At 50.5% G+C, this 4,186-nt stretch carries 4 protein-coding genes; 1 reads left to right on the top strand and 3 read right to left on the bottom strand.

Features of this window, described 5'->3' with window-relative positions:
• Positions 1-252 precede the first annotated feature (252 nt).
• From J0X21_RS09550 to galU, 3 genes are all read right to left on the bottom strand, one after another.
• Positions 253-975, bottom strand: coding sequence for a hypothetical protein (locus tag J0X21_RS09550; protein WP_206811978.1), 723 nt, complete (start codon positions 973-975; stop codon positions 253-255).
• 363 nt (positions 976-1,338) lie between these two features.
• On the bottom strand, positions 1,339-2,070 hold the full coding sequence (locus tag J0X21_RS09555) for a hypothetical protein (protein ID WP_206811979.1): 732 nt from the start codon (positions 2,068-2,070) through the stop codon (positions 1,339-1,341).
• A gap of 283 nt (positions 2,071-2,353) precedes the next feature.
• Entirely contained in the window at positions 2,354-3,247 is an 894-nt protein-coding gene (galU, locus tag J0X21_RS09560) for a UTP--glucose-1-phosphate uridylyltransferase GalU (protein WP_206811980.1), read from the bottom strand.
• A gap of 218 nt (positions 3,248-3,465) precedes the next feature.
• Here galU and J0X21_RS09565 point away from each other — a divergent pair, with 218 nt between their 5' ends.
• Positions 3,466-3,894 (top strand): putative ABC transporter permease, encoded by a 429-nt coding sequence (locus J0X21_RS09565; protein ID WP_209011374.1) that lies wholly within the window; start codon positions 3,466-3,468, stop codon positions 3,892-3,894.
• The last annotated feature ends 292 nt before the right edge of the window (positions 3,895-4,186 follow it).

Below are 4,186 nucleotides of genomic sequence, written 5' to 3' on the forward strand. Positions count from 1 at the left end.
AGGGGCAATTACTTAGCGAACCGTAGAGCAGAGGAGCGTCGAGAGCGCAGTTGATTCAGCGTTAAGCAGCGTCACGGTTCACTTCAGGTATTACCCTAAGGTTTGGCGCTGTAGCTGAATCAACAAGCGAACAGCTCCGGCGCGTGGTGAGCGGGTAATGCACCTTGGCTATTTTCATCCATCAGTGGTGCTGCGTAGCAGCATGGAAGTCTGACTCCTGACTACTGTCTCCTGACTCCTGACTCCTGATCTTTACGGAATCACGGTCTCCCCGGCAATCAACCAGTGGGAATTCACCTTAATCAAATTCACCCGGACATGAACTGTCTGTTCATGGGCCTCCCCCACGGGAGCGGAATCAACCACGTTATAGTCCCTGGAGGTATAGCGGTAATCCGCCCTTACCGTCGCGGTGTTTAAATCCGCTTTCTCGACCGTCACCCGGTCAAAGTTGATGGCAATCACATCTAAGCCTACTCCTTGGTTCAGGAATGTTTCTGCTCTTGAAGCATGCTTTTCAAGCAGGGCGCCGGTATACGCTTTGGCCATCTTGGTGCGAAGCGTGGTCATGTCCTTTGATTTCCAAGCGTCGAAGAATACTCCCAGGTCTTGCTTATAGTCGGAGATGATTTGATCCGACGTTTCCTTGGGAATCTCTGAGTCGGTCTCTATATCCCCTTCCGGCTCAAGATTATAATCCCCAAATGCCGGGCTAAACGGAAGGTTTGGGCTGCCTGATTCACCGGCACTTCCTTCGCCGGCACTATCCCCGGCATTAGCCCCAGGGGTATTGGTGCCGGAGGCATTTCCGGGGGTATTCGCGCCCAGCAGAGTTTGAGAATTTTCTCCCTTGAGGAACTTAATAAATTCCGGTGTTGAAGCCGTGGTATTTGAAACCATGGCAAATCCTAAAATGCCGATAACCATTCCTAACCCTAAAGCGACCGAGGTAATCAGCCAATTCATTTTACGCATAAGTCCAAAATCCCCTTTGCCAATATTTTACTTATAGCTTGACCAAGGCTAAGAGATTTTAGACATTTCAAACAACAACTGTTAAACTTATCGCAATCATGTAAGAAGGACCTGCCCTTTGGCACGTCCTTCTTACATTATTTAATTAAGTTTTGTCCATCCCCTGGCGTTGACGCCGATTTCGTATCAACCCATCGGCGTTTTGCCTCAAATCATATACACCAGCTCTTTTCATACAGTACCGTGCCCTAATGAACGGGCTGCAACGGAGGCTTAAGGGAATATTGTCGCACCCAACTTCCCTTGAACTGAATCAGCCGGCCTGGAAAGTCTACGCAAAATCTTTTCTTATAGCTTGTCCCGTTACCGCTTCGTGGCAAAAGGCGTTGCTCCGTAGATCTTGGAACTGCTGTCATTGCGGAACAAATGCGTGTCCAGATCATGAATTTCCTGGTGGAACTGCTCAATCCGGGCTTTGTCCTTGGCATCGAAGGCATCGATCCCCCGGTTGAACATAACATCCAGATAATCGCTGAAAGCTTTGGCGTTGGCTGCCGAAGCTTCCTTCTTCACTTGGCCGTCCCAAGCGGCCTTATGAAAGACGATGTACTTTTTAATATCCTGTTCATTCATTTGCGGTCCGGCATTAGGACCAAAGAGATATCCGTCAACATACTGATGGATGTTCCAAGCAGCCCCATAAGCCACAGTTAATGCCGCTTCACTTAAATTGCCCTCACCAAAGAACCCCGCAATGGACGGCGCCTTGTCCAAAAGGTTGCTGTCAGGCTCTTTATACTTCTTAGGCCCAGAAGTATCTCCTTGGGGAGCTGCATTTAAATTGGGGCTGGCGACAGCCGCCGGAGCACTTGTGCCGGAATTCGGAGCATTCGGATTATTATTCGGTGTCCCCGTATTCTGGCCTCCGCTGTCCACAACGGGCGACTGAATAACTACTTGATCAGACTGGTCTTGATTGCGTAAGACTTTCCAGGCACTTGGACCATAGACCCCGGCAGCTACCACGACTCCGGCCAAAGCCACGGTACCCGCCAGGGTGAGGATTCGTCGTTGATCAAATCCCCCAAAACGCATACTCTTCCCTCCTAACCTTGGATTTTCTTCTATATATTACCAAGTGTTATGGGGAGAAGTGTGTCGCTTTTCCTGAATTGTCCAACCCATTTTCCGCTCTCTCTTGGTCAGATACTGCACGTTCGGCTTTTCTCCGTAATAAATTCGCGAAAAAACCATTAACATACGACAAAGAAAACTCAGTACAAAAAAATCCCCCTGCAACCGTGCTAAACGGCTGCAAAAGGATTCACAATATCTTCACGTCATTCTCCTGACTCCTGACTCCTGACTCCTGTCTACTTCACCTATCGTTTCTCCTTAAATCCTCCCGCACTAACCTCTCCAAGTAATTCATCAGCTCCGGCGCGATATCTTCCCGCCGCAGCGCAAATTCAATCGTAGCCTGCAAGAATCCGAGCTTATCCCCGACATCGTATCGCCGTCCGTCAAACTCATAGGCAAGCACTTCCTGGAGTTTGCTTAATTCCCTAATTCCGTCGGTAAGCTGAATTTCCCCGCCTTTGCCAGGGGGGAGTTTCTCTAAGATATCGAAAATCTCCGGATTCAGTATATAACGCCCCATGATAGCCAGGCGGGCCGGAGGGGCATCTTCCGGACTCGGCTTCTCAACTAGGTCCAAAGCGCGGTACACCCGCTCTCCAAAATTCTCCCCGTCTACAATTCCATACTTGGAGGTATCCTCCAGCGGAACCTGCTGCACCCCTACTATACTGGCCCCGTGGCGCTCGTAAATCTTGATCATCTGGCGCAGGCAGGGAACATCCGCCTGGATCACATCATCTCCCAAGAGGACTGCAAACGGCTCATCGCCGATAAACTTGCGCGCGCTGTAAATGGCATGACCCAGGCCAAGAGCCTCCTTCTGGCGCACATAATAAATATCAACCAGGCGGGCAATATCCTGCACCATATCCAGGAGCTCTTCTTTCTCCCCTTTTTGCAGAAACATCTCTAACTCAACCGAACGGTCAAAATGGTCTTCAATCGCCCTTTTATTCCGTCCGGTCACGATGATGATATCCTCGATCCCGGATGCAACCGCTTCCTCTACGATATATTGAATGGTGGGCTTATCAACAATCGGCAGCATTTCCTTCGGCTGGGCTTTGGTAGCCGGCAAGAAGCGGGTCCCAAGGCCGGCTGCCGGAATCACTGCTTTGCGAATTTTACGCATAATTTCCTCCTCCCTAAACGGAAAACGTATACAGGAACCATCTTTAGGATATTCAACGGCTTCTCAGAACATACAATCATACGCACTTTATTCATAGCATTTATACTTTAGCTTTTTTGCTTTACTGTTTTGTGCCAAAAACTCCCTAACCGGGGCACGCATCTTAAGCCCATTCAGCGTCCATATTAACCCTAGTATAACATTTGGAGGCGGTCCGTTTGGAGATAGACACAAGTACCGCCTTACGATTACTAAGGCGGTTTGCTATCTATGGGCTCATCGGCTTAGCAGTAGAAGTGATTTACACCGGACTCTCGTCCCTCTTGGCTGGGGATTTAAGCATGCATGGTTTTAGTTTTGTGGTTATGTTTCCGATTTACGGCCTGGCGGTTCTGCTCGAACCTCTGCATTCCCGCATCAGCCATCACCCATGGTGGGTCAGAGGGTTTACTTACCTCATCCTGATCTGGAGCATCGAGTACATAAGCGGCGCCTTCCTCCGCCTGTTAATCGGCGCTTGCCCCTGGACCTACACCGATGCCCTCAATGTTAACGGCTACATAACCCTGCGCATGGCCCCGGAATGGTTTATCGCAGGGCTCGTTTTCGAACGGCTTCACACTTTCCTCGACGAACACCGGATCTAAAAACCCAGATCCCTACCGGCTCCTGCCCTGACTCCTGACTCCTGACTCCTGACTCCTGCCCTGTAACATGCCGGCAAGCTACCTTGCCCGCTCACCACGCGCCGGAGCTGCTCGCTTGTCGACTCGCTACCGCGCCAAACCTTTGGGTAATACCTGGAGTGAACCGTGGCGCGGCTTCACGCTTCGTCGACTGCGCTCACGACGCTCCTCTGCTCTACGGTTCGCTCCGCAAGGTAGCTTGCCTGTTACATTCATCAGTGGTGCTGCGTAGCAGCATGGAAGTCTGACTCCT

Origin of the sequence: Paradesulfitobacterium ferrireducens (assembly GCF_017310645.1) — a bacterium.
In the GTDB taxonomy this organism is placed as follows: Bacteria; Bacillota; Desulfitobacteriia; order Desulfitobacteriales; family Desulfitobacteriaceae; genus Paradesulfitobacterium; species Paradesulfitobacterium ferrireducens.